Origin of the sequence: Streptomyces viridiviolaceus (assembly GCF_014650995.1) — a bacterium.
Taxonomy (GTDB): domain Bacteria; phylum Actinomycetota; class Actinomycetes; order Streptomycetales; family Streptomycetaceae; genus Streptomyces; species Streptomyces viridiviolaceus.
Map to the genome: position 1 here is coordinate 1 of NZ_BMWA01000087.1, position 1,407 is coordinate 1,407.

The following is a 1,407-nucleotide window of genomic DNA, read 5'->3' on the forward strand; positions in this document are numbered from 1 at the left end:
CTAGTACTGCAACGGTGCTTGCCGTGACTGCTGACCAGGTCGGTCGTTGGTGTGGTTATGGGTGGGGACCTTGCTGATGTCAGGTTGTGGGCGACAGAACTGAACGCTGTGCACGGGCGGTTCGTGCATCGGTTCAGCAGGTCGGAGCCGAGGGAGTCGGCACTGGCCTATATGCGGGGGCTGATCGCTCCGCTGCAGCGCAAGAACGGCTGGACGCTGGCGGAGGAGGCCGGTCACGCAGGCCCGGACCGTATCCATCGGATGCTGAACCGGATCGACTGGGTCGCCGATGAGGTCCTCGACGACGTGCGTCAGTATGTGGTCGACAACCTGGGTGACCGGGACGCCGTCCTGATCGTGGACGACACCGGCTTCCTGAAGAAGGGGGTGCGGTCGGCGGGGGTGCAACGGCAGTACTCCGGCACCGCCGGGCGGACGGAGAACTGCCAGATCGGCGTCTTCCTCGCCTATGCGGCTCCTGGCGGCCGGACGCTGATCGACCGGCGTCTGTACCTGCCCACCTCCTGGACGGACGACCGGGAACGGTGCCGCCGGGCCGGCATCGACGACACGGTCGCCTTCGAGACGAAGGTGGCCATGGCCAAGGCGATGGTCCGGCGGGCCATCGCCGATCGCATCCCGTTCCGGTGGGTGACGGCAGATGCCGCCTACGGGTTCAGCAAGGGCTGGCGGTCCGAGCTGGAGCAAGCCGACGTCTTCCACGTCATGGCCACCACCCGCCACGACACCGTCGTCACCCGCTGGGCCATCGACCACCCCGTGCACGACCTCTTCCCCGGCCTGCCGAGGCAGAAGTGGAAGCGCCGTTCCTGCGGGGACGGCGCCCACGGCTGGCGCATCTACGACTGGGCACGGGTCGAGGTCAGGCCCTGGCACCGGCCCGACCGCCGCCACTGGGTGATCGCCCGCCGCAGCGTCAGCCGACCCGAGGAGATCTCCTACTACATTGCCTACTGCCCCGCCGAGACCACCCTCGATGAGCTGATCCGCATCGCGGGCAGCCGGTGGGCCATCGAGGAGTGCTTCCAAAGCGCCAAGCAGGAATGCGGCCTGGACGACTACCAGGTCCGCCGCTATCCCGGATGGCACCGCCACATGACCCTCGCCATGGCCGCTCACGCATGCCTGACCGTCCTGCGGGCCCGCGAGCTGGATGCCGGGAAAGCAGAAACGGATCCTCCCAGCTCATCCACCTCAGCCTCGCCGAGATACGACGGCTGATCACCCGCCTCACCGACCGCCGACCCACACCCGTCGAGCACATCCTGCACTGGTCACACTGGCGCCGACGACGACAACACCAAGCCCGCACCAGCCACTACAAACGACGCGGACACAGCCCCTGACCTTGCCATCAGTCACGGCAAGCACCGTTGCAGTACTAGG

1 protein-coding gene is annotated in these 1,407 nt (G+C 67.4%); it reads left to right on the forward strand.

Features of this window, described 5'->3' with window-relative positions:
• Positions 1-57 precede the first annotated feature (57 nt).
• Positions 58-1,242: an IS701 family transposase gene (locus IE260_RS40995; RefSeq protein WP_189881017.1), complete on the forward strand. Its 1,185-nt coding sequence runs from the start codon at positions 58-60 to the stop codon at positions 1,240-1,242.
• Positions 1,243-1,407: the final 165 nt, after the last annotated feature.